The sequence below is a fragment of the Alteromonas sp. a30 genome (genome assembly GCF_026788005.1).
Taxonomy (GTDB): Bacteria; Pseudomonadota; Gammaproteobacteria; order Enterobacterales; family Alteromonadaceae; genus Paraneptunicella.
On sequence record NZ_JABEPE010000009.1, the window covers coordinates 107,109 to 131,599 of the forward strand.

The following is a 24,491-nucleotide window of genomic DNA, read 5'->3' on the forward strand; positions in this document are numbered from 1 at the left end:
AATTTGATATAGCCAATAGGCATAATCGTTATCACATTATTTGTGCTAAGGTTCTAAGAATATAATTCTTTAGTATAAAAGTTATTACTTAGAATCAAGATGCCTAGCAAAATACCAAATACCACTCATTTAAAGCAGCTCGAAGCTGAAAGTATTCATATCTTTCGTGAAGTCGCTGCTGAATTCGAAAATCCCGTAATGCTTTACTCTGTTGGCAAAGACTCTTCTGTTTTGCTACACCTTGCGCGCAAAGCATTTTATCCAGCGAAAATCCCTTTTCCTCTGCTCCATGTTGATACCACGTGGAAATTTCGGGAAATGATTGAGTTTCGTGATCGCATGGCGAAACAACATGGTTTCGAATTATTGGTTTATACCAATCCAGACGGCGCTGGCGATAAAATTACACCTTTCACGCACGGTAGCAGTAAATACACCGACATCATGAAAACACAAGCCTTGAAGCAAGCATTGGACAAATACCAATTTGATGCAGCTTTTGGCGGTGCTCGACGTGATGAAGAAAAGTCTCGCGCTAAAGAGCGAGTTTACTCATTTCGTGATGAGCATCATCGCTGGGATCCCAAAAACCAGCGTCCAGAATTGTGGAGCATCTACAATTCTCAGGTGAATAAAGGTGAGAGTATTCGCGTGTTCCCAATGTCGAACTGGACTGAATTAGATATTTGGCAATACATCTACTCGGAAAATATCGAAATTCCTTCTTTGTACTTAGCAAAAGAACGTCCTGTCGTGGAACGTGATGGCGTACAAATTATGATCGATGATGAACGTATGCCACTCCTTAGCGGCGAAACACCGGAGATGAAGTCAGTACGCTTCAGAACGCTAGGCTGTTACCCACTCACAGGCGCGGTTGAGTCTACAGCAAGCACACTACCAGAGGTTATCCAAGAAATGCTCCTGACCAAAACCTCCGAGCGACAGGGCCGTGTTATTGATCACGACTCATCAGGCTCCATGGAGAAAAAGAAAATGGAGGGGTATTTCTAATGACAAACAAAAATATTGTCTGGCATGAACACAAGGTAGATAAAGCCGCTCGTGCTGAGCATATGCAGCAAAAGCCGTTGGTTATTTGGTTCACAGGATTAAGCGGTTCCGGCAAGTCCACGCTCGCTAATTTATTGGAACAAAAACTTAAAAACCACGGACGCTACACTTACTTACTCGATGGCGACAACGTGCGTCACGGCTTATGTGGCGACTTAGGATTCAGCAGCAAAGACAGAGTTGAAAACATTCGCCGCATTAGCGAAGTGTCTAAACTCTTTGCCGATGCAGGGCTCATCGTGTTAACAGCCTTCATTTCACCGTTTCGTGATGATCGAAATTATTGCCGCAACTTACTTGAAGAGAACGAGTTCGTGGAAGTGTTTATCGATACCCCTATCGACATTTGCGAACAGCGCGATCCAAAAGGTTTGTACCACAAGGCGCGTCAAGGCGAGATAAAAGACTTCACTGGTATCGATTCGCCCTACGAAGCGCCAGTAAACCCCGAAATTCATCTTCAATATGCCAATGAGTCCGCTGAGCAGGCTGTTGAAACCTTATTCTCAGAACTTGTGGCAAAAGGGTTTGTAAAAGCATGAGCATACAAGAACTCACTCAGCAGGTTGTCAACATCGCACTCAGTGCTGGCGATGCCATCATGGATATTTACGAGCAAGACTTTTCCGTTTATGAGAAGCAAGATGCTAGCCCGCTAACCGATGCAGACTTAGCCGCACATAACATTATTGTCAACGCATTAGCAAGTTACTCCGACTACCCTATTTTGTCGGAAGAATCCGCCGACATCCCTTGGGAAGAGCGCCAAAAATGGTCAACCTATTGGTTAGTTGACCCTCTCGATGGCACCAAAGAGTTCATCAAAAAGAATGGCGAATTTACCGTTAATATTGCCCTAATTGACAAGGGAGTCCCGGTTTTAGGAGTGGTTTACGCCCCTGTGCTACACAAATGCTATTTTTGTGATTCAGATGGCGCATTCAAGATCGAAACCAACACCTGCAAACCCATCGCGGCCAAGCCTTGGCAAGAAGGTGAAGTCTGCAAAGTGGTGGGCAGTCGTTCACACCAAAGTCCCGAAATTCAAGGTTTTTTGGAAACCCTACCCGGCGAAACAGAAATGTTATCCATGGGAAGCTCACTCAAACTGTGTTTAGTTGCCGAGGGAAAAGCTCACTACTACCCTCGCCTAGGCCCTACATCTGAGTGGGATACTGGCGCGGCGCATGCCATCGTATTAGCCGCTGGTGGTCGTGTGAATATTTTGGAACAAAGCAGCGAGGGTTATGTCGACTCTGGCACCCCACTGCAATACAACCAAAAAGAATCTGTTTTAAATCCTTATTTTTTAGTGAGTGCTTAATTTATGCATAGTGAGAACGAATTATTGCAGGACGATGTTCTTGCCTACTTAGCACAACATGAAAGAAAAGATCTTCTTCGCTTACTCACCTGTGGCAGCGTAGATGATGGCAAAAGTACCCTTATTGGTCGTTTGCTGCATGACTCAAAAATGATCTATGAAGATCAAATGGCAGCGGTTGTTAAAGACAGCAAAAAAGTAGGAACAACTGGCGAAGAAGTCGACTTAGCATTACTTGTAGACGGCCTACAGTCCGAACGCGAGCAAGGTATTACCATTGATGTTGCCTATCGTTACTTTTCGACTGAAAAGCGTAAATTTATTATTGCCGACACTCCTGGGCACGAGCAATACACCCGCAACATGGTAACGGGCGCATCAACTTGTGAGTTAGCTATTATCCTGATTGATGCCCGCGAAGGCGTGAAAACCCAAACTAAACGCCATTCGTTTTTGGTGTCCTTGTTAGGCATTAAGCACGTTGTCGTTGCTATCAATAAAATGGACCTGATGGACTTCCGTCAGGACGTATTCGAAGGTATTCGTTCCGATTATCTCGACTTTGCCGCTCAACTGGATATTGAAGATATTCATTTTGTGCCGATTTCCGCGCTAAAAGGCGATAACGTTGTTGATAAAGGCGACAGCTTAGACTGGTACAAAGGCGATACCTTAATGCACCTGCTGGAAACCATCGAAGTTAATCGCGATAAAGACAACGAAGAATTCCGCTTCCCCGTGCAGTACGTGAACCGCCCTCACCTCGACTTTAGAGGCTTCTGTGGCAACATCGTTTCTGGTGAGATTAAGGTTGGCGACCACGTCACCGTATTGCCATCGGGCAAGCAATCTAAAGTAAAATCGATCGTTACTTTTGATGGTGAATTACAATACGCGCACGTGCCACAAGCCGTTACCATCACGCTAGAGGATGAGATTGATATTTCTCGTGGCGATACTATTGTGAAAAGCAACTCTGCGCCATTAGTGGGCAACGAATTTAACGCACACTTGGTATGGATGTCAGAAGATTCTCTCATCCCTAACAAACAATACGGTATCAAGTTTGCCACCAAACAAACCACGGGTAGCGTTAGCGAAATTCAATACCAAATTGATGTAAACACTCTAGCGCATTGTGATGCCGTACGATTAGGTTTAAACGAGATTGGATTAGCAAAACTCAAGCTAACACAACAGGTTGCCTGCGATCCTTACAAGCAAAATCGGTCTACCGGTGCCTTTATCATTATTGATCGCATCTCTAATAGTACCGTAGGTGCAGGAATGATTGTTGACCAATGCCAAACGGAAACCAGTGAGCACAACTTCTCGGAGTTTGAGCTAGAATTCAACGCACTGGTGCGTAAACATTTCCCGCATTGGCAAGCTGTGGATATTAGTAAACTTTAATCGGACAAAAGCGGGTTTCATGGATTTTAATGCAGTGATGACTCTGTTGGTTTTTTTCAGCACTATTGGTGCGTTAATTTTTTCCAACCGAAACCCGTCCTTTATTTTTTCCATGGCAACCCTTGTGTTGCTTATCTCCCAACAACTGACCATTTCAGACGTTTTTCACAACCTCGCTAATCAAGGCTTAGTGACTTTGGTACTGCTACTGGTTATTAGCGTCGCTATCGATAAAACCGGCTTTATTAAGTCACTCGGACGTAAGCTGGTTACGGCCAACGCAACAAAAAGCTTAGCGCGCTTGCTCGGAGCGTCTTTCTTTTCTTCTGCGCTGTTAAATAATACCGCTGTGGTTGCCAGCCTTATAGGCCCCGTCAAACAAAACCAGCATCATCCAGCATCAAAGCTGTTATTGCCGCTTTCCTACGCAGCAATTTTAGGCGGTACAGTAACCTTAATCGGCACTTCCACAAACTTAATTGTCGACAGTTTTTTGGTTGAGCATGGTCATCAAGGTTTTGCTTTTTGGGACTTTACGCTTTATGGCCTTAGTGCTGGGATTGCTTGCTGTTTATTACTATTTGCAGTCGCTCGCTATCTGCCTCAAATTGAAGTCTCGAAAGACCAATACAAGCATTATTTTATTGAAGCAAAAGTCGCTGAATATTCATCGCTTATCGGCAAATCCATTGAAGAAAACCATTTACGTAATCTGCCTGAATTGTTTTTAGTGGAAGTGGTCAGAGAGAACAAGTTAATTTCCCCCGTGTCTCCTGAACTCGTTATTGAAGCTAATGATATTTTGATTTTTTCCGGCAATGTTCAGCGAATGGATACCTTAAATCACATCGACGGTCTCACCTTGTTTGCCGACAACATTGGCTTACTGAAAGACAACCTGACGGAAGTGATTATTTCCAACCGCTCAATGCTTTTGGGCAGAACCCTCAAAAATATTGGTTTTAGGGCCTTGTTCGACGCGGCAGTAGTGGCAATTCGTCGAGATGGCGAAACCCTATCAGGAAAATTAGGGGAAATTAAACTGCGTGCAGGTGATGCGTTATTACTGGCAACCGGCCCCGACTTTCAAAACCGCAACAACCTAAAGAATAACTTTTTCATCGTATCGGAAGTGAACCTCAGCAGGAAGTTAACCCGTTTTCAAGAAGCCAGCACAATCGGCGGATTCATCGGAGCCATTGCTTGCTCAGCCTTATTTAATGTTCCGCTTACCCTTTGTTTACTGGTTCTGCTAGCGCTACTGGTTACGGCGAACGTAATCAATGGCAACGAAATCAAACGCAGTCTACCAGTGAATTTGATTGCGATTATTGTTGGTGCGCTCAGCCTTGCGTTGAGCTTAGAAAAGGCAGGGTTGATTAATCAATTTACGCAGTCTATGACGCCAATATTAGCCAATAGCAGTCCTTTCGTTGCCTTACTTGGCGTGTATTTGGCCACATGGCTACTTACCGAACTCGTTACCAACAATGCCGCTGCCGCGCTGATGTTCCCTTTTGCCTACGGCATTAGCGAATCCCTTGGTCTACCCATTATGCCTTTCGCTTTGGCGGTGGCTTTTGCTGCCAGCGCGAGCTTTATCTCGCCTTATGGCTACCAAACCAACTTGCTAGTTTTTAGCGCCGGCAACTACCGTTTTTCCGATTTTATTAAGTCAGGTGTTCCGGTTTCTATACTCTATTCTGCTATTATTTTAGTGCTGCTAAAAATGCAATATGGCTTGTAAACAAAGCAAGTTTACCCAAGATTAATGGATAATGTCCCCTAAATCAGCGGTAACAAAAAACGCAATGCAACGGCAGCAAAAATACCCGCAATAACATCATCAAGCATAATACCTAGCCCTCCTTCCACTTTTTTATCAATGAAGCGAATCGGGAAAGGTTTAACAATGTCGAAGAAACGGAACAGCACAAAGCCTAGCAATAAGGTAAGAGGCGTTAAAGGAATAGCAATGAAGGTGATGAGCATGCCTGCAATTTCATCCCAGACAATAGCAGGGTGATCGTGCACGCCAAGGTCGTCGGCAACGCGCTGGCAGATGATTACGCCATAGCTAACCGCCAAGGTAGTTACAATCAAATAACTCCACCAAGGATGAAATTGTAGAAGTAAAATGATGGGCAATGCGGCCAGTGAGCCAAAAGTGCCGGGCGCAAACGGAGCAAGCCCCGTTCCAAAGCCGAAGCCTAAGAAGTGTGTTAAGTTAGAAAGCTTAACCTTCTCTTTAAACGCTTCTCTAGAAAGTGAATGTTTATCAGGCAAAATGTTGAAAACCTTCTGAATCAATTTGGAATGGCGCTTGATTATACTTTAATTCCAGCTTGTCAGGGGTTCCATTTAATTGGCCGATGCAAGTAGCAGATACATTGCAGTTTGCTAACGCCACGTCGAGCTTGCCTTTTTGCTCTTCAGAAATGGTGAACAACAGCTCGTAATCATCGCCACCTGTGAGCGCATATTGCAATGCTTTCTCTTCATTTGCCGATTCTTGCATTGCCTCTGAGAGCGGCAACTTTTCCACATGGATGGTTGCGCCAACTTGTGAAGCATACAAAATATGTTTTAAATCAGAGATTAAACCGTCAGACACATCAATACATGCATTGGCGATACGCCTTAATTGCGTGCCCGCTAGCACACGAGGTGTTGGCATGTTCAAACGATTAAGCAAGTAATTTTTGTGATGCATTGGCGCTTCGGCTTGCCCAAAAGCAAGATCTAACCCAAGTGCAGCATCACCCAGCGTACCTGTCACATAAACCCAATCCCCCGGCTTTGCTTTCGAACGCCTCAGCGCTTGACCTTCCGGCAAAAAACCTTGGGCAGTAATGGTAATCGACAACGGCCCTTTTACGGTATCACCACCAATCAATTGAATTGAATAGTATTCAGTAAGCTCTTGCAGCGTAGATGAAAACTCGCCAAGCCAGTCTTTATCAACATGTGGAAGCGATAACGATAGGCTCACCCAAGCAGGTTCTGCGCCCATCGCTGCTAAATCGCTTAAATTAACGGCCACGGCTTTATGCGCAATGGCCCGAGCTGAGGTTTCCTTTGGGAAATGTACACCTTCAACCAAGGTGTCTGTGGTAGTCGCAAGCTGTTGCCCTTCCGGCACGCTTGTAACCGCACAGTCATCCCCTATTCCTATCGCAACATCGTGGCGTTGATAGCTACGAGGTTGGAAGAAGTGTCCAATAATATCGAATTCTTTCACGTGCTTATTTGGTTCGTTCGTCTTTTCTGAGCGTTTTTACGGCTTTATCTAACACGCCATTCACGAACTTGTGACTATCGGCGGCACCGAACGACTTCGCCAATTCAATGGCTTCGTTAATCACAACTTTGTAAGGCACATCAATTCGGTGAACTAACTCAAATGCAGCAACACGTAAAATCGCCTTTTCTACTGCGTCTATTTCTTCTGGAAGACGCCCTAAATAAGGCTTCATTGCTGCATCTAGCTCATCCATTCGCAACATGACAGTACGCAGGATGTCTTGAAAAAACTTCACATCCACCTGTTTCATGTCGTTACTTGTGGCAATCGAAAGCTCGATTTGGTCGACACTATTGCCCGTCATTTGCCAGGAATAAATTCCTTGCATGGCCAATTCTCTGGCTTTATGTCTTGGTGAAACTTTCACTACTTATGCTCCAGCAATTTGGTCAACAACGTTCACCATTTCAAGTGCTGTCATTGCCGCTTCCGCGCCTTTGTTACCTGCTTTTGTACCAGAACGCTCAATAGCTTGCTCAATGGTGTCTGTGGTGATCACACCAAAGGCCACTGGAATACTGTACTGCAAAGATACTTGCGCCAAACCTTTGTTACACTCACCGGCAACAAAATCAAAGTGCGGCGTACCGCCACGAATGACTGCTCCTAGTGCAATAATGGCATCGTATTTACCGCTTGCAGCAAGTTTTTGTGCGGCTAACGGCAACTCATAAGCGCCGGGTACACGTACTAATGTAATATCGTTTTCGTTCACTTCACCGTGACGCTCTAACGCATCAATAGCACCATCCACTAGGTGTTCAACTACAAAACTATTGAAGCGAGAGATGACTAACGCAAACTTTTTCCCTGTTGCTCTTACATTACCTTCAATAATGTTCATTCTATTCTCCAGCAAAAAATCGGCGCGTAGTCTAGCATAACTGCGCCGATAAAAATCGTAATTTTATAGACCAAAATTCTCCATTTGGAGAACACGTTTTAATAATCAGAAATGGTCTCAACCACTTCTAAACCATACCCTGATAATGCATGATATTTTTTCGGGCGACTCAGCAAACGCATTTTCTGAACCCCCAGAGATTTCAATATCTGGCAACCTACGCCAACCGTTCTAGACGTACCTTGCCATTTCGCTTTTGTTGGCGCGACGCCTTTATCTTCCGCCTCAAATTGCTTGACCACAGAAAGCAGTTCTTCGTCGGATTCTTGATGCCCTAGGATAACCAACACACCACCATTCTCACCAATACGCTTCATAGCTGCGGGCAGTCCCATGGTTCTTTCTACCGCGCGCTCAGAAGACAATACGTCACTAAAAGTATTGCGCAGATGCACTCGCACCATCGTTGGTTCCTCAGGTGACACCTCGCCTTTTCGTAGCGCAAAGTGTAGCTGATCATCGACCACATCTTTGAAAGTGAACAAATCGAACTCACCGAACTCTGTCGGCAATTTACATTGCGCCACTTTCTCAATAGTGGTTTCGTTTAAATTTCGATATTCGATTAAATCGGCGATAGTGCCAATTTTGAGGTCATGACGTTCGGCGAATTTTTCAAGCTCTGGACGGCGCGCCATAGTGCCATCTTCATTTAAAATTTCCACGATAACCGCTGCCGGTTCACAGCCAGCCAAGCGCGCTAAATCCACACCGGCCTCGGTATGCCCTGCGCGACTCAACACGCCGCCTTCTTTAGCAACCAACGGGAAAATATGACCGGGTTGAACAATATCACTGGCTTTTGCGTCTTTATTCACTGCTGCTAAAATCGTTTTTGCACGATCGGCTGCTGAAATACCAGTAGTCACACCTTCGGCCGCTTCAATGGAAACCGTAAAGTTGGTGGAAAATTGGGCGCCATTGTTTTGCACCATAAAAGGCAAATTCAACAACTCACAACGTTCTCTTGTCATAGGTAAACACACTAAGCCTCGGGCGTGCGTTACCATAAAATTAACGGCTTCTGGCGTCACATGTTCTGCCGCCATAATTAAATCGCCTTCATTTTCGCGATCTTCGTCATCCATTAAAATAACCATCTTTCCTTGACGGATGTCTTCAATAATTTCCTGAGAGGTATTCAATGCCATTCTGATACGTCCTCTGCAACCTGTAGGGCGGGTTGATTGGTTTATTTTAAATAACCGTTTTCGGCTAAAACAGCTAAGCTAATATCGTTTGATTCATTGGGTTGGGCAGCTTTATCACCCAGCATGAGGCGTTCTAAATAGCGCGCAATCACATCCACTTCTAAATTGACTTGTGTGCCACTTTTATAGTGCTGAATGATGGTTTCTTTTAATGTGTGAGGCACTAACGTTAAACGAAATTCAGCACCGTTAACGGCATTCACCGTTAAGCTCACGCCATCCACCGTCACCGAACCTTTTTCTGCCAGATATTTGGCAAGGCTGTCTGGCGCTTTTACCCACACTTCCCACGTTTGACCTAAATCGGTGATGCTTTTTACTTCACCCACACCATCCACGTGACCGCTAACAATGTGACCACCAAAGCGCGATGTTGCCGCCATGGCTTTTTCTAAATTCACCGCTTGTCCTTTTTTATAATGCGCGAAACCCGAACGCTTGATGGTTTCAATCGACACATCGGCTACGTAATGATGCTCGCCCAACTCAACTGCGGTTAAACACACGCCATTAGTGGCGATGCTGTCACCTATTTTCACATCACTCATGTCGAGTTTTCCCGTACTAATGGTAATGCGGTAATCTGTGCCTCTGGATTGCATATCGCTGATTTGACCCAGCGCTTCGATAATTCCTGTAAACATAGTCGCAATGTCTCTTTTGCTTATTGAGAGGGATAAATAACCTTGGCAGTTAAGCGTAAATCTTGCCCAACCATACGGTTATCTAGCCATTCCAACTGATAAATTTGGTCCATTGTTTGCCATTCTGGCGCGGTTAATACGCCTTGAGCAGGATTTCCCATAAGTTTGGGCGCAATATAATAAATCAACTCATCAACCAACTGCACTTGCATTAACGCGCCTAATAACCCGTGACCGGCTTCAACCCAAAGGTTATTAATTTGCTGCGTGCCAAGATATTGCATGACTGCGTTTAAATCGACTTTGCCGTTATGTTGCGGCGCTTGCCATTGGCTAACGGATTCTGGCAGATTGGCGTTTGGAGTCAAATTAATCACCCACACTTCGCCGGGCAAACTGAACAGTTGTAAACCCTTGTGAAGTTGATTTTGGCTATCAATAACGATTCGAATGGGTTGGCGAATTTCTGCCTCACTGAGCAAGTTTTTAATTTCCCCGAGAGCCTGATAACGCACATTCAGCCAAGGATTATCGGCTAACACCGTGCCAGACCCCGTGAGTATTGCACAGCTTTGTGCCCGAAATTGTTGAACATCCGCTCGCGCAGGTCCAGCGGTAATCCACTGACTAACACCATTCGCTAGCGCCGTTTTGCCATCCAAACTTGCCGCCATTTTGGCTGTTACAAAGGGTTTGCCTGTTTTGACTCGATTCACAAAGCCTTGGTTCAAACGTTGTGCTTGCGCTTCGAGTACACCGGTTTGAACGTCAATGCCGGCCGCCTTTAACATTTGCAAACCACGGCCTGAAACTTTATCGAAAGGGTCTTGCATTGCGGCGACCACTCGTGCCACACCGGCATTTATCAAAGCTTCTGCACAAGGCGGTGTGCGCCCGTAATGACTGCAAGGCTCTAACGTGACGTAAGCGGTTGCGCCTTTTGCGTTTTCTCCCGCTTCACGCAAAGCATGCACTTCCGCATGAGGCTCCCCGGCTTTGAAGTGATAGCCTTCACCCACAATGCGTTGATTTTGAGTAATAACACAGCCGACTCTTGGATTAGGTGAAGTAGTAAAACGGCCTTTTTCTGCAAGTTTTAATGCGCGCGCCATCATTTGCTGATCGAACTGCGAGTTAAGTTTCGACGTTAATTGCGACATTAGTCCCCTAACCTCGCAATTTCTTCACCGAACTCTTTAATATCTTCAAACGAACGATAAACCGAGGCAAACCGAATGTAAGCGACTTTATCCAGTTCTTTTAACGCCGCCATAATTAAGTTACCCGCCATTTCACTGGATACTTCACGCTCGCCTGTGGCTCGCAGTGCAGACTTAATCGCATTCACACTCTTTTCAATATTTTCAGTGTTCACCGGGCGTTTTTCCAACGCGCGCAACATGCCCGAGCGCAACTTCTCTTCGTCAAAAGGTTCTCGTTTGCCATCCCGCTTGACGATTCTTGGCATGACCAATTCGGCAATTTCAAACGTTGTAAAACGTTCATGACAAGCGCTACATTCACGACGGCGACGTATTTGGTGTCCGCCAGCCACTAATCGCGAATCAATCACTTTGGTTTCTTGAGTGGTGCAAAATGGGCAATGCATTCGAACTTACTTACTTCCTGCGTGAATTTAATTTTATCGTGGGTCCCTGCGAGGCAGGAAGAGCCTGAAAAATGCGAATAGGATAAGCATTATTTTAAAGTATGCTAGTATACCCGCCCAATTAACCAAATTGTATGTATTTGATCCTTGCCATTTAGCGAGCTTCAGCACACATTGACGTTATTTGCGCAGTAAAGGTCGAACAACACAGAATAAGCATCGGGAAAAGCAGTGGATTTAGAGCAGCAAACCGCAGAACAAATCAAACAAGTGTACCTTGGTGGCAACCTGCCCAAAGCGTTACAACTCGCTCAACAAAACTTACAAACATGGCCGAGAAACCTCACATTACTGAAAGTTCAGGCTTATTGTTTTTTCCAAATGGGACGCTTGAAAGAAGCCACTGTATGTTTTCATGAGCTTGAGCAACTTGAACCAAACGATCCTAATACCTTCGCCAACCTTGGTCATTGTTACCTTTCATTAAAATACTACGACCGCGCCGCCCGTAATTACATAAAAGCATTATTAAAGCAGTTTAATGCCGAATGGGCCGTGAATCTGGGTAACTGTTATTCTGCGCTTGGGCTTTACGAACTCGCTATTTTAACACTACAACGCGCCTCTCAGTCCGGTTTGAAAGATGAAAATCTAGCACCAAACTTTGTGCATAACTTAATTAAAGCCGGACGTTTAAATCACGCACTCTCTGTCACCAACGCCCTACCCCAAGGAGAGTTGCGCTCGTTGTTTAAGGCCGAAATCTTAGCGGCGTTAAACCAACCTGAACGCACCGAGGCAGTTCTTGCCCAAGAACTCGAAGGCAAATCGCTTGCCGTACCCACTTTGCAACGATTGCATAACGTATACCGGCATTTAGGCAACAAAGAAAAAGAAATTGCCGTTGTCGAAGAACTGCTAACACGCGATCCAAACTCCAGTATGTTAGCAAAATGCATGCTCGCCGCTGAGGGAAAACTGGATGCAAAAGAGGTAGAAGCTGAACTTGAGCAATACGCCCAAGACGATTTAAGCCAATCTACCTGCTACTTTATTTTGGCAAAAGCCTTCAAAAAAACGGACCCACAACATTGGTTTGCATTAACGCAAAAAGCCAATCAGTTGCAAAATCCGCAAAAAACCAACTTGTCGATACACAAAACATCGTTCGAAGAAGCGAAAAGTGCCGTGCGAGACATTGCTCCGATTTCCGCAACCGATGCCAAAGTAAGTGAAGAAAAAGGGTTTGCTCCCGTATTCATTCTGGGCATGCCGCGCTCAGGCACAACCCTTGTAGAAACATTATTAGGTAATCACAGCAAAGTCTTTGCCGCGGGTGAAACGCCGCTTATGGACGCTCTTACGGCGGCGATTCATGGCACGGTTCCCGAGGTGATTCACGGTCATGCCATGCGCACACGTTACTTACAAGAAAAAGCCAAATTAATTGAAGAAAATGTGGGCGTCTTCGCTCACAACTATTTAGATAGTTTGGCGCAATTCAAACAACATGAAACCCATATTACCGACAAAACCCCACACAACTTTTTGCATTTAGGCATGATTTTAAAAGCTTTCCCACATGCCAAGATTATTCATTGCAAGCGCGACCCCATTTCTAACTGCATTTCCATTTTTGAGCAGAACTTTAGTCAATTCCATGATTATGGTCGCGACTTAGAAGCTCTGGGCGAATACTACCTAATGTACGATGAGCTAATGCGGTTCTTTAAACAACAAGACAGCCAAAATCAAATTTTGGATGTGCAGTACGAAGCGTTGGTTGCCGAGCCTAATAAAGGCATGGAAACGATTTTGTCTCACTTATCACTCGAGCCAGAAGACGTATTAAACCAGCCTACACGTCGAACGATCCTAACTTCCAGCAACGAACAAGCCACTCAAGGCGTTTATGATTCATCGGTAAACCGCTTGGAAGGATTAGAAGACGCTTTCTCTCCCTTGGTCGACAAGCTGAAAAGCCTGTATCACTAATTGGCGTATATCGAGTCCATACGTTCATACAAAGGTGCTGACAAAGCACCTTTTTTATTGAGGGTTATTCACGCAATTTAAGCTGGAAAAAATAGGGTAAAAACCACGGCGTAAAAGATTTTATTTAGCGGTTTAGGCAGAAACCGAAGCAGCGGTAAACGCTTATAAAAAACTCGGATTTCAACCCAACCTAGTGGAAATGCGGACCACGATAGATTAGTTTTACGCTTCGCGTCACCTGACTGATTGTAGATGTACTAATTAGGGAGAATCACCAAATGAAATTAGCACAATTAAATATCGCCCTTGCCAAATATCCACTGGATGCGCCTGAGATTAAAGACTTTGTTGACAACTTAGACTCAATTAACGGCATTGCTGAAAACAGCGAAGGCTTTATTTGGCGTTTAAAGGATGAATCTGGCGACGCCACCAATATCAAATTATTTGAGGACCCAAACATGATCATCAATATGTCTGTTTGGGAAAGTACAGATGCCCTCAAAAACTTTATGTTTCGCACCCATCACAAAGATTTTATGCGCCGAAAAGGCGAATGGTTTCATCGTCTAGCAGAAGATACCTATGTTTTATGGTGGATTGAAGACGGCCATATTCCCACGCCACAAGAAGCTTTATCGCGTCTTCAGCATTTACGCGAAAACGGCGATACGCCTTATGCTTTCACCTTTAAAACTAACTTTACCGCAGCGGATCTTGAGTGAATTGATCTCAAAACAGAAAGCCTTCGTAGCTACAAATACATAAAGGTTCGGCCTTGTAATTTGAAAGCGCGGAGATAAAACATGAAGCTGCTTTTTAGTGATCTGCCCAAATACACTATCCAAAAGCTGGTGATTAACTCCATAGATCAAGCAATTTACCAAGCTATTGTGGTTATCGACAATCATGAGCATGTTGTGTGGGAAAACAGCGAAAACGTATTACGAGCACGAAGTGTTATGGCGTTACGTGAGAGTTTCGAGCCTTTAGGTATTGATAATATCGTGTTACGCCATGAAAGCGCCTACGATGAAATGGTGGGGCAACCACCAAAAACCGCTAACAATCGTTTGGAAGTGCCTCTTGGGAAAACCTTGTATCCAGAGTTAAAGCTGTAATATTCCCAGCTCTGGCTTTAAGCTATAAAGCATTAGAGCTGGGAGGTAAACATCAATTATTTTTGTACCGCTTTATTAACGCGACACTTTATTGAAATCATCATCGGCTGGTGATGGCGTATAAGCGCCCTCGTTTTGATTTGAACTCCAATTTACATCCATTAACGTGCGAATATGGTTGTGGCTTGATGCCGCTGAAGGCGCATCTAGACTATCGTTAAGGACGTCAAGTGTGCCAAAAGCCTTTGACCAGAAATACCATGTCACTGCCGCACCGTGTTTTTCTGCTACTTGCCAAAATTGGAAGTTCCAAGGTTTAAGCTCAGAGAAAGCCACTTCTCTCATTAGTGCAGTATTGGAATCGCCAATAAATGCCGTACTCGTGACTGGAGATGAACGATAAGACTCAATTGCCACACCGCGCGATTTAAGTTCGAAAGCGTACTCACGAGCCACCTCGCCTGTCCATTTACCGCCTAAGTAACTCTTGCTGTAGTTTGAATAAAATGTATCGAGTAGCGCAACACGATCAACTCTTAGGTCGAGATCAGGATTATCACGTAAGCTGTAGGCAATGCTTAGCGCTAATTGGTTTCCTAATGAGTGACCAGCTAAACGAAACTCTGCGCCGTTAAACCCCGCCATGTTGTCCAAAATGGACTTTGTGAGTAGTTGAGTCACGTTCTGATTCGGGCCAGATTGATAACCCGTTGCAGCACTTTTCCAGCGCATCCCTCTAGGACCGGCTGTTGAATGAATTTTCGCTTCTGCATCTTTTACTTCAGATTCATCCGCGAACTGATTCCAATACAAAATACCCACGTTGTAGCCACGATCTAACCAATACTGGCTTAAATCTTCATCTGGCCCACCAGAATTCCGACGATTTAACGTTTCACGTCGGTAGTTATCAACCGAGCCGTTTTGCCATCCATGAATATAAATAACCGTATTTTTGTTAGGGCTGTAATACGGGTTGGTTTGCCCCGGGACGGCTTTCTCTGCATCGTTATAATTAAACCAATACAAACCATAATCCAAATTCTCATAAACAGAGTTTGGGTAGGTGATTTCAGCTTGAACAGAAAATGACGCGGCGAGTGTGCCTACTGCTAAAAGAGAGGTTGATACATAACTACTTAAACGTTGAAACATATTGATATTCCAATTGAGTTGTTAAGGGGTTGTTAATATCTTGCAAAGATTAAGAAATGTAAACGCTTTCAAGCTTAAACGAATTAGTTCACATGTAAACTTTACTGGTCAACAAGAACAGTATCAGACACAAAAAAGCCGCATAAACAAAAGCTTATACGGCTTCTTAAAAGGTAAGAATTTAAGAACTAGGCATACACTGGGTGTTTAGCACAAAGCACTTTCACTTGCTCTCTTACACCGGCGATGTTGCTTTCATTGTCGATGTCGTCTAATACATCACAAATCCAGTTAGCGACCTGTTTGGCTTCTTCTAAACCAAAACCACGGCGAGTAATCGCTGGTGTACCTAAACGAAGGCCAGAAGTCACAAAAGGTGAACGCGGGTCGTTAGGAACCGAGTTCTTATTCACAGTGATGTACGCTTTGCCGAGGGCGGCATCGGCATCTTTACCCGTGATGTCTTTGTCGATAAGGTCAACCAAGAATAAGTGGTTGTCTGTGCCATTAGACACAATCTTATAACCACGCTCTTGCATCACGCTCACCATGGCTTTGGCGTTTTCAACAACTTGCTTTTGATATTCCTTAAATTCTGGTGCTAAGGCTTCTTTAAAGGCAACGGCTTTCGCTGCAATTACGTGACATAAAGGACCACCCTGACCGCCGGGGAATACCGCACTATTAAGCTTTTTGTAAATCGTTTCATCACCACATGCCGACAAAATTAAACCGCCGCGAGGGCCAGCTAACGTCTTATGGGTTGTTGTTGTCACCACGTGAGCATGAGGAATAGGATTAGGATACACGCCCGCAGCAACTAAGCCTGCAACGTGAGCCATATCAACCATTAAATACGCGCCGATGCTATCTGCAATAGCACGGAAACGCGCCCAATCCATGATCCCGGAATAGGCTGAGAAGCCAGCGATGATCATTTTTGGCTTGTGCTCTTTCGCTAGCTGCTCAACTTGCTCGTAGTCTACTTCGCCAGTTGCTTCATTTAGCCCATATTGAACCGCGTGATACAAACGACCAGAAAAGTTAACTTTTGCGCCGTGCGTTAAGTGACCACCGTGAGCCAAACTCATCCCCAAGACAGTATCATTCGCTTCAAGCAATGCCATGAATACGGCTGAGTTCGCTTGCGAGCCTGAGTGAGGCTGAACATTGGCATAATCTGAACCGAATAGTTGATTTGCGCGCTCAATTGCGAGGGCCTCAGCAACATCTACGTGTTCACAACCGCCGTAATAGCGCTTGCCCGGATAGCCTTCAGCATATTTATTCGTTAACTGAGAACCTTGCGCTTCTAGAACTCGTGGACTGCAATAGTTCTCTGATGCAATCAACTCAATATGCTCTTCCTGACGCTGGTTTTCTAAATTCATTGCTTTAGCCAATTCTGGATCAAAATCTGCAATGTTCATATCACGTGATAACATCGTAAATCCTCAATAATAACGGTAGCGGAAAGAGCGCTATTCTAGCCCCTAAGCGCGGTATTTCAAACAGCTTAATATTCATCACTTATGCCTATGATTTAGGCATGTATAAATTGTAGCCAAGCCATGTACGTTTCGCGCATCAGTATTTCAATCATTTATCTTTAAATGGATTCAGAAATGTCTCAAAATTTACTTTTAAAATAAGCCAAAGCAAAGTCATTAAAAATATTAATAAACATGATGAAAAAACGCTCTTTTTGTAAAGTATCCGAAACAAGCCGTGCGTTCTGACTCATCAAAAAATCGCTCCCCCTTCTTCCGCTCGTAAAACCCATTTTCCTTTGGAAAATACACAATCAAGCATTCCAACCACTTGTCGACTCCTTTAAAATAGCGCCAATTTAACTCTGGATACTCTGAATTTATGTCTCAATACGTATATACCATGTCGAGAGTGGGAAAAATTGTCCCACCAAAGAAAGAAATTCTTAAAGACATTTCCCTTAGCTTTTTCCCGGGCGCCAAAATCGGTGTCTTAGGTCTAAATGGCGCGGGTAAATCAACCTTGCTTCGTATCATGGCAGGCGTTGATACAGATATCGAAGGTGAAGCCAGACCGCAGCCGGGTTTGAATATCGGTTATCTTCCGCAAGAACCCAAACTCGATGAAAGCAAAGACGTTCGCGGGAATATTGAAGAAGCGGTTGCTGACGTCGTTCACGCCCTTAAGCGCATTGAAGAAGTGTACGCAGCATACGCCGAAGAAAATGCCGACTTCGACGCGTTAGCAAAAGAACAAGGTGAATTAGAAGCCATCATTCAAAGTAAAGATGGGCATAACTTGGAAAACGCCCTCGAGCGAGCCGCAGACGCCTTGCGTTTACCACCGTGGGATGCCGATGTCAGTAAACTTTCTGGGGGTGAGCGTCGTCGTGTTGCCTTATGCCGATTGTTGCTAGAAAAGCCAGACATGTTGTTACTTGATGAACCAACCAACCACTTGGATGCAGAGTCCGTGGCTTGGCTAGAGCGCTTCTTACACGACTACGAAGGCACTGTGGTAGCGATTACCCACGACCGTTACTTCCTCGATAACGTGGCAGGCTGGATTTTGGAACTTGACCGTGGTCATGGTATTCCTTGGGAAGGCAACTATTCATCTTGGTTAGAGCAAAAAGAGAAACGCTTAGAACAAGAAGAACGTAGCGAAAACGCTCGCGTTAAATCCATGAAGCAAGAATTAGAATGGGTTCGCAGTAATCCAAAAGGTCGTCAGGCGAAGAGCAAAGCGCGTATGTCTCGCTTTGAAGAAATGAATACCTCAGATTACCAAAAGCGTAACGAAACCAACGAACTCTTCATTCCACCGGGTGAGCGTTTAGGTGACCAAGTTATTGAAGTGAAAAACTTGAAGAAAAGTTACGGCGACCGCGTACTCATTGACGACCTTAGCTTCACCATGCCCAAAGGCGCAATTGTTGGCATTATCGGCCCTAACGGCGCGGGTAAATCCACATTGTTCCGTATGCTAACGAATCAAGAAAAGCCAGATTCAGGCGAGATTATTGTTGGCGATACGGTGAGTGTTTCCAGCGTTGATCAGTTCCGCGATCATATGGATGGTAATAAAACCGTTTGGCAGGAAATCTCTGACGAGCAAGACATCCTTCGTATTGGTAACTTTGAGATTAATAGCCGAGCTTACGCCAGTCGCTTTAATTTTAAGGGCAACGACCAACAAAAGTTCATTAAGGACCTATCCGGTGGTGAACGTAACCGTGTTCACTTAGCCAAGCTATTAAAAGCGGGCGGTAACGTATTACTACTGGATGAGCCAACCAACGACCTAGATGTTGAAACCTTACGTGCTCTTGAAAACGCCTTACTTGAATTTCCGGGATGTGCCATGGTTATCTCGCATGATAGATGGTTCCTTGACCGTGTTGCTACGCACATTCTTGATTACCGCGACGAAGGCAACATTAACTTCTACGAAGGTAACTACACCGACTATGAATCATGGTTGAAAGACAACTTCGGACAAGACGTGGTTGAACCGCATCGCCTGAAATACAAGCGGATCGGTTAATCGCCAAATCTCCCTAGAAAATGACGAGCAAGCCCTCAGCCACAAAGATGGATAAACAGAGAATCTGCAATAAATTTCCATGAGAGGCTAATTGAGTAGCTGATAAAATAAAAACGCCGCATCTATTACAGATTGCGGCGTTTTTTATTGGCTATTATCAACTTATTTAAGGATTTGATTCGCAAAAAAAAGCGTGGCACATATATCCGAGCAAGAGAGAGGTTATATGGCCACTAATCGCGTCACCTCTTAGAACGAATACTTAGCCATGAATTGGAAGCGATTCATATCCCCTTCCAATCCGCTTTCTATTTCACGCTTGGCATAACCGTATTCTGCGCCCACTTCTAACTTCTTATTCAAAGAATACATATAGTTAATACGCGCGCTGTAGGTGCTTTCTGTGGCAGAAAGCCCTGTTAATGCCACCTCGTTATCTACATCAAGCGCAGAAAACATAATGGTGCTTCGTGATTTGTTGTTCCACACATGGCGGTAAGCTATCGCATACGCTGTAGAATCAATGGCTTCGAGTTCATTGTTAGCATCAAGCACTGCACCATTGGATGCATTCAATGCCAAATAACGGCCTAAGCCCGAACCTGCGTTGAAAATCACACGTAAGTCATCTTGACCAAGCATGAATTTACCCGTCAAGCTGATGCCGTAACCCGTTTCTGAGCTATCAACAATACCATCATCATAAGCAAGTTCACGCACCATACCCGCAACCGAGAAGTGTCCCCAATCGCCTTTAAAGGTGTAGCGGGCGACTAAATCAGGCACAGCGTTATCATCGGTGACGATACGCGCACCACCACCGAATGGTGTTACTGTGGTTTCCGGGTTTTCTAACGCAATTTCGAAAGGCCCTTGGGTGTAGCGAATTAACGGTTGACGGGCGAAAATAGAACCATCGGTGACACCGATAAAATCAATAGAATCTGGTAATGTTTTCACATCTAGGAAGGTTGACCACGTTTGACCAATGATCCAATTTTGGTATTGCAAAAACGCATGGCGAATACGTGGTTGATGTGAATTACTAATGCGTTCGTTGCCATCAGGAACAACCATCATATCGAATTCAAGTACACCTTTTATCTTTTCACCCCCTCCCAAGTCGGTGTTGGTCGTAAAACGAAAGCGACTTTGTCTGATATGCGAATCGAACTGCGTCGACTCATCTGCTCCCCCCACAGGAGTCAAACTCGGAATATAAAAGTCACGACCAATACTGCCAGAGGCAATACTGCCATCGCTATAATTACTAAACATTGAGTCCCATTTTATGTAACCGCTAAAGGAAACATCAATGTCTTCTAATGGTGCAGCCGTTGCTTGAGATACACCTGCCTGTGAACCGGCAACCAAAGCAAGTGCGACTAGAGATTTTTTAAGTGAACTTTTTTTTGTTGAAAAATCAGAGCAATGTAAGTGTGCTAAATTTGTTTTATATCGTTTTTTCATGGTTTTGTTCCTCGTCATCACCTGATTGAATTTGTCGTAATAATGACGAGCGAACCATAGGACTTTGGTCCGACTAAGACCAAAGTCCGATACTTAAGCGTCTCGCTTTTTTTAAAAATGGCCCTCAGATAAGTTACTGGCACGCAACTCACTTCATGCTGGTGTTATTTGTCACTTTCCAACAATGAGCAGCCAAGGTTAAGTTGCAAAACCGATCAGCATTCAAGAGGCACGAATATGAGTACAACGAATAGAAACTATTTGATTGATCGCAAGAAGTATAAAGAAATGTATGCCGAGTCGATTGCCGATCCAACAACGTTCTGGGAAAAGCAGGCGCAAATCTTAGATTGGACAACTCCGCCAAGCAAAATCAAATCCACCAGCTTCCGCAAAGACAACCTTGATATTAAGTGGTTTGAAGACGGCGAATTGAACGTCACCGTTAACTGTATAGACCGCCATTTAGCCACACGTGCAAATGAAACCGCCATTCTTTGGGAAGGCGACGACCCAGAAACCAGCGCGCATATTAGCTTCCAAGAACTTCATGACAATGTTTGTCGTTTATCAAACGCGCTAAAAGAACACGGTGTCGGCAAAGGCGATCGTGTCGCAATCTACATGCCGATGATTCCAGAAGCGGCTTATGCCATGCTTGCATGCGCTCGTATAGGTGCGGTTCACTCTGTTATTTTTGGCGGGTTCTCACCTAATGCCATTGCAGATCGCATCAACGACTGTGAAGCCAAAATTGTCTTAACCGCCGATCAGGGCAACCGTGGTGGACGCGTATTCCCACTGAAAACCAATGTTGACGAAGCGTTAAAAGGTAATCGATGCCCAAGCGTTGCCCATACTTTCGTGTATCGTGCGGGGGATGAAGTAGCGCTCGGTGAAAATGAACACTGGTGGCAAGACGTCACTGCTGCGTGCTCACCAGTTTGTGAACCCGAAGTCATGAATGCAGAAGACCCGCTTTTCATCTTGTACACATCAGGGTCAACAGGCAAACCCAAAGGCGTATTGCACACAACGGGTGGATACTTGGTGTATGCCGCAACAACCCACAAATACATTTTTGATTATCAACCGGGTGACGTGTACTGGTGCGCTGCTGACGTAGGCTGGATTACAGGTCACTCTTACATTGTTTACGGACCACTAGCCAATGGCGCAACGACCCTCATGTTTGAAGGTATTCCGACCTACCCAGACGAGCGTCGTATTGGTCAAATTGTTGATAAACATCAAGTTAATATTCTGTACACCGCGCCTACCGCAATTCGTGCGCTGATGGCAAAAGGGGACTTAGCTGCGCAAGATACCACTCGTGACTCTTTACGCTTACTTGGTTCAGTGGGAGAGCCCATTAACCCTGAAGCGTGGCATTGGTATTACGACACTATCGGCAACAGCAAATGCCCAATTGTAGATACATGGTGGCAAACCGAAACGGGTGGCATTTTGATTTCTCCGCTTCCCGGCGCAACCACATTAAAGCCGGGCTCAGCAACAAAGCCTTTCTTTGGTGTAGCACCAGCGTTGGTCGATAACGAAGGCAATGAGCTAGAAGGTGCCGCAGAAGGCAATCTTATCATTAAAGATAGCTGGCCCGGCCAAGCACGAACGTTATTCGGCGATCACGAGCGCTTTGTGCAAACCTACTTCAGCACTTACGATAATGTGTACTTTACTGGTGATGGCGCAAGACGCGATGAAGATGGCGACTACTGGATTACCGGCCGTGTGGATGATGTACTAAACGTTTCCGGTCATCGCCTTGGTACCGCCGAAATTGAAAGTGCTTTAGTGGCGCATAAATCCGTTGCCGAAGCGGCGGTTGTAGGCTACCCACACGACATTAAAGGCCAAGGCATTTATGTGTATGTCACCCCTGTAACCGGTGTAGAAGCATCAGAAGAACTTACCGCAGAGGTGCGCCAATGGGTCCGAACTGAACTTAGCCCTATCGCCACACCAGACTATATTCAATGGACCCCGGGACTACCAAAAACCCGCTCTGGTAAGATTATGCGTCGTATCCTGCGTAAAATTGCCGCCAATGAATATGAGTCGTTAGGTGACACTTCCACACTAGCAGATCCATCCGTTGTGGATCCTTTGATTGAAAATAGGCTTAACAAATAGGTAACATAGCGCAGTATATCCACCATCAGGAAAATGATGTAAATGATTAACCTGCTTATAGCGGACGATCATCCGCTATATCGAGATGCACTGCGCGGTGCCTTAAACGCTCATATGGATGAAGTGACCATCTATGAAGCAAGCGATATGAACCAAGCCCTTGACTTACTCGGTCAAGATTTGGACATCGACTTGCTTCTGTTGGATCTTCATATGCCCGGAAGTCAGGACCTATTCGGTCTTATTCATATCCGTAAAATCTTTCCCGACCTCCCCGTTGCGGTAGTTTCAGGTACAGAAAATAGAAATATCATTAATAAAATCATTGATGTTGGTGCATTAGGATTTGTCCCTAAAACCACCGACGCCGCCACCATTGCCAAAGCAATTGGTACTATGGTTGAAGGTGATATTTGGTTACCAGAAAAGTTCACATCCGAAGGAGAGGAAGACCCGGAATTTGTGGATTTAGTAGATAAAGTTTCCACTCTCACACCCGCACAATACAAAGTATTGTGTATGCTTAGGGATGGCTTACTTAACAAGCAAATTGGCTACAGTTTGGGCATTGCGGAAAAAACCGTGAAAACCCACATTACCTCAATATTTAAGAAACTGGGCATTAGCAACCGCACACAAGCCGTTATTATTGCCACACAGTTGCAGTTAGAGGCGCCTAGCGAATAAACACCAATGGGGTTCGTAATGCTAAGCGATAGCCCTTTGACTAAGCGCTGACGAATGGACTTCATTACGCTTTATCCCAGACCTTTAACGAAATAGCCAAAGCCACGTTTTGTTTGAATGGGGAGTTCATATCCGGTGAGCTTAAACTTCTTTCGAGCTGAGGAAATATGCGCTTCTAAGGCATTTTTGGAAATACGATCATAGTTGCCCGTAATGTAACTACTCAATTTTTTAGCTGTAATAACCTTATTCTGATTAGTAAATAAGCACTCTATGATCTTAAATTCATTGGGCGTGAGATCAACAATGTCGTCGCCAGCTTTAAGCACTTTTAATTGAAGATCCAAGGTAAGCATATCGTAACGAATAATATTGCTTGATATGTTCAATGTGCCTCTGCGCATCAGGCACAATAAACGCGCATGTAATTCGTCAAATGAAAATGGTTTGGTCATATAATCATCAGCCCCAGACAACAACCCTAGTACACGCTCCTCGGGTTGGGTTTTCGCCGATAAAATTAAAACCCGGACTTGCTGATTTTCTTTGCGTAACGCTTTTAACAAACTCATACCATCCAAGCTTGGCAACATAATCTCGAGGATGAGTAAATCATATTGTTCCCTCAATGCCATACTTAGCCCTTCCGAACCATCTCCCGTCGCATCGACCGTAAAGCCGCAATGTCTCAACCCCATAGTCAGGTTTTTCCTAAGTGAGCTTGAGCCTTCAACTAATAAAACCTTCAAAAATACTTCTCAACTAAACAACGGGTGATGCTGAAAATTTATTCTGCATTCCTTAAGAATTACTGAAGATTTGCTGATTATTTCTCAGTTCGTGGAAACCGGAGTTTAGCCTAAGCGAATCTTAAGAAATCGGCCCTAGTCTC

General features: G+C 44.7%; 23 protein-coding genes. 11 read left to right on the plus strand and 12 right to left on the minus strand.

What is annotated here, in order from left to right:
• Positions 1–99 precede the first annotated feature (99 nt).
• From cysD to HJG39_RS10685, 5 genes are read left to right on the plus strand one after another with little or no spacing between them, the layout of a single operon-like run.
• Complete coding sequence (cysD, locus tag HJG39_RS10665; protein ID WP_268409075.1) at positions 100–1,014, plus strand: sulfate adenylyltransferase subunit CysD; 915 nt, start codon at positions 100–102, stop codon at positions 1,012–1,014.
• On the plus strand, positions 1,014–1,616 hold the full coding sequence (gene cysC, locus HJG39_RS10670; protein WP_268409076.1) for an adenylyl-sulfate kinase: 603 nt from the start codon (positions 1,014–1,016) through the stop codon (positions 1,614–1,616). The genes cysD and cysC overlap by 1 nt, the downstream gene beginning before the upstream one ends.
• Positions 1,613–2,398, plus strand: a complete 786-nt coding sequence (gene cysQ, locus HJG39_RS10675; RefSeq protein WP_268409077.1) for a 3'(2'),5'-bisphosphate nucleotidase CysQ — start codon at positions 1,613–1,615, stop codon at positions 2,396–2,398. The genes cysC and cysQ overlap by 4 nt, the downstream gene beginning before the upstream one ends.
• Before the next feature lie 3 nt (positions 2,399–2,401).
• Entirely contained in the window at positions 2,402–3,811 is a 1,410-nt protein-coding gene (gene cysN / locus HJG39_RS10680) for a sulfate adenylyltransferase subunit CysN (RefSeq protein WP_268409079.1), read from the plus strand.
• A gap of 19 nt (positions 3,812–3,830) precedes the next feature.
• The gene (locus tag HJG39_RS10685; RefSeq protein ID WP_268409081.1) at positions 3,831–5,558 is read left to right on the plus strand and encodes an SLC13 family permease; all 1,728 of its coding nucleotides are present in this window, start codon (positions 3,831–3,833) and stop codon (positions 5,556–5,558) included.
• A 38-nt stretch (positions 5,559–5,596) separates the two neighbouring features.
• Here the strand turns inward: HJG39_RS10685 and HJG39_RS10690 are convergent, their stop codons facing one another.
• From HJG39_RS10690 to nrdR, 8 genes are all read right to left on the minus strand, one after another.
• Positions 5,597–6,097 (minus strand): phosphatidylglycerophosphatase A family protein, encoded by a 501-nt coding sequence (locus HJG39_RS10690; protein WP_268409082.1) that lies wholly within the window; start codon positions 6,095–6,097, stop codon positions 5,597–5,599.
• A complete protein-coding gene (gene thiL / locus HJG39_RS10695; protein ID WP_268409083.1) occupies positions 6,090–7,052 on the minus strand; it encodes a thiamine-phosphate kinase in 963 nt (320 codons plus the stop codon). The genes HJG39_RS10690 and thiL overlap by 8 nt, the downstream gene beginning before the upstream one ends.
• A 4-nt stretch (positions 7,053–7,056) precedes the next feature.
• The gene (gene nusB / locus HJG39_RS10700) at positions 7,057–7,482 is read right to left on the minus strand and encodes a transcription antitermination factor NusB (RefSeq protein WP_268409084.1); all 426 of its coding nucleotides are present in this window, start codon (positions 7,480–7,482) and stop codon (positions 7,057–7,059) included.
• 3 nt (positions 7,483–7,485) lie between these two features.
• Entirely contained in the window at positions 7,486–7,959 is a 474-nt protein-coding gene (gene ribH, locus HJG39_RS10705) for a 6,7-dimethyl-8-ribityllumazine synthase (protein ID WP_268409086.1), read from the minus strand.
• Between the two features lie 98 nt (positions 7,960–8,057).
• Positions 8,058–9,170, minus strand: coding sequence for a bifunctional 3,4-dihydroxy-2-butanone-4-phosphate synthase/GTP cyclohydrolase II (ribBA, locus tag HJG39_RS10710; protein WP_268409087.1), 1,113 nt, complete (start codon positions 9,168–9,170; stop codon positions 8,058–8,060).
• A gap of 41 nt (positions 9,171–9,211) precedes the next feature.
• Positions 9,212–9,874 carry a riboflavin synthase gene (locus HJG39_RS10715; protein WP_268409088.1) on the minus strand — a complete coding sequence of 221 codons (663 nt, stop codon included), beginning with the start codon at positions 9,872–9,874 and terminating at the stop codon, positions 9,212–9,214.
• Between the two features lie 20 nt (positions 9,875–9,894).
• On the minus strand, positions 9,895–11,034 hold the full coding sequence (gene ribD / locus HJG39_RS10720; protein WP_268409089.1) for a bifunctional diaminohydroxyphosphoribosylaminopyrimidine deaminase/5-amino-6-(5-phosphoribosylamino)uracil reductase RibD: 1,140 nt from the start codon (positions 11,032–11,034) through the stop codon (positions 9,895–9,897).
• Complete coding sequence (gene nrdR / locus HJG39_RS10725) at positions 11,034–11,483, minus strand: transcriptional regulator NrdR (protein WP_268409090.1); 450 nt, start codon at positions 11,481–11,483, stop codon at positions 11,034–11,036. The genes ribD and nrdR overlap by 1 nt, the downstream gene beginning before the upstream one ends.
• Before the next feature lie 231 nt (positions 11,484–11,714).
• Between nrdR and HJG39_RS10730 the strand changes: the two genes are divergently transcribed.
• From HJG39_RS10730 to HJG39_RS10740, 3 genes are all read left to right on the plus strand, one after another.
• The gene (locus HJG39_RS10730) at positions 11,715–13,478 is read left to right on the plus strand and encodes a tetratricopeptide repeat-containing sulfotransferase family protein (RefSeq protein ID WP_268409092.1); all 1,764 of its coding nucleotides are present in this window, start codon (positions 11,715–11,717) and stop codon (positions 13,476–13,478) included.
• Between the two features lie 278 nt (positions 13,479–13,756).
• Positions 13,757–14,203 carry a DUF3291 domain-containing protein gene (locus HJG39_RS10735; RefSeq protein ID WP_268409094.1) on the plus strand — a complete coding sequence of 149 codons (447 nt, stop codon included), beginning with the start codon at positions 13,757–13,759 and terminating at the stop codon, positions 14,201–14,203.
• Between the two features lie 81 nt (positions 14,204–14,284).
• The gene (locus tag HJG39_RS10740; protein ID WP_268409096.1) at positions 14,285–14,599 is read left to right on the plus strand and encodes a DUF6482 family protein; all 315 of its coding nucleotides are present in this window, start codon (positions 14,285–14,287) and stop codon (positions 14,597–14,599) included.
• Between the two features lie 75 nt (positions 14,600–14,674).
• Here the strand turns inward: HJG39_RS10740 and HJG39_RS10745 are convergent, their stop codons facing one another.
• Both HJG39_RS10745 and glyA read right to left on the minus strand, forming a co-directional pair.
• Entirely contained in the window at positions 14,675–15,754 is a 1,080-nt protein-coding gene (locus tag HJG39_RS10745; protein WP_268409097.1) for a hypothetical protein, read from the minus strand.
• Positions 15,755–15,942: 188 nt separating this feature from the next.
• The gene (gene glyA, locus HJG39_RS10750; RefSeq protein ID WP_268409098.1) at positions 15,943–17,199 is read right to left on the minus strand and encodes a serine hydroxymethyltransferase; all 1,257 of its coding nucleotides are present in this window, start codon (positions 17,197–17,199) and stop codon (positions 15,943–15,945) included.
• Positions 17,200–17,626: 427 nt separating this feature from the next.
• On the opposite strand from glyA, the gene ettA reads away from it, so the two are divergent.
• Positions 17,627–19,291, plus strand: coding sequence for an energy-dependent translational throttle protein EttA (gene ettA / locus HJG39_RS10755; protein ID WP_268409099.1), 1,665 nt, complete (start codon positions 17,627–17,629; stop codon positions 19,289–19,291).
• Positions 19,292–19,540: 249 nt separating this feature from the next.
• On the opposite strand, the gene HJG39_RS10760 is transcribed toward ettA, so the two are convergent.
• The gene (locus HJG39_RS10760; RefSeq protein WP_268409101.1) at positions 19,541–20,761 is read right to left on the minus strand and encodes a DcaP family trimeric outer membrane transporter; all 1,221 of its coding nucleotides are present in this window, start codon (positions 20,759–20,761) and stop codon (positions 19,541–19,543) included.
• A 237-nt stretch (positions 20,762–20,998) separates the two neighbouring features.
• Here HJG39_RS10760 and acs point away from each other — a divergent pair, with 237 nt between their 5' ends.
• Together acs and HJG39_RS10770 are read left to right on the plus strand one after the other, a co-directional pair.
• The gene (acs, locus tag HJG39_RS10765) at positions 20,999–22,912 is read left to right on the plus strand and encodes an acetate--CoA ligase (RefSeq protein ID WP_268409103.1); all 1,914 of its coding nucleotides are present in this window, start codon (positions 20,999–21,001) and stop codon (positions 22,910–22,912) included.
• Between the two features lie 42 nt (positions 22,913–22,954).
• Positions 22,955–23,599 (plus strand): response regulator transcription factor, encoded by a 645-nt coding sequence (locus HJG39_RS10770; RefSeq protein ID WP_268409105.1) that lies wholly within the window; start codon positions 22,955–22,957, stop codon positions 23,597–23,599.
• Positions 23,600–23,670: 71 nt separating this feature from the next.
• Here the strand turns inward: HJG39_RS10770 and HJG39_RS10775 are convergent, their stop codons facing one another.
• Complete coding sequence (locus HJG39_RS10775) at positions 23,671–24,348, minus strand: response regulator transcription factor (protein ID WP_268409106.1); 678 nt, start codon at positions 24,346–24,348, stop codon at positions 23,671–23,673.
• Between the last annotated feature and the right edge of the window lie 143 nt (positions 24,349–24,491).